The organism is Corynebacterium sp. HMSC055D05 (genome assembly GCF_001810365.1).
In the GTDB taxonomy this organism is placed as follows: Bacteria; Actinomycetota; Actinomycetes; order Mycobacteriales; family Mycobacteriaceae; genus Corynebacterium; species Corynebacterium coyleae.
On record NZ_KV801072.1, the window covers coordinates 2,401 to 2,719 of the forward strand.

At 57.1% G+C, this 319-nt stretch carries 1 protein-coding gene; it reads left to right on the plus strand.

Features of this window, described 5'->3' with window-relative positions:
* A partial coding sequence (locus HMPREF2734_RS12375; RefSeq protein WP_168163605.1) for a hypothetical protein occupies positions 1 to 319 on the plus strand: 319 nt, incomplete at both ends.

Here is a 319-nt window from a genome sequence, read left to right on the forward strand (position 1 = left end):
TCAGTACCGTTTGGTGCACCAGTATGCAGCCGGTATCTTCCCGACGACGACGACAACGCCTGGTACCCAGGGTGATGGTCAGTGGACTGGCAGCAAGGTGACTGGTGTCACGATTCAGTATGTGCAGAAGGATCGTTTGCCGCAGCACTTGCCGGAGGAGCAGTGGGCTGAGTCGCAGGGTAAGGGACTGTATGGCTTGTACCAGGGTCATGCGTTTTGGAATCTTGATTATGTGCAGGGCTATAAGAGCTACCGCTCGATGATGCTGGCGAAGGGGCCGAAGGTTCCGGCTGCTGCTGGTTTGACGGTGGTTGGCTCG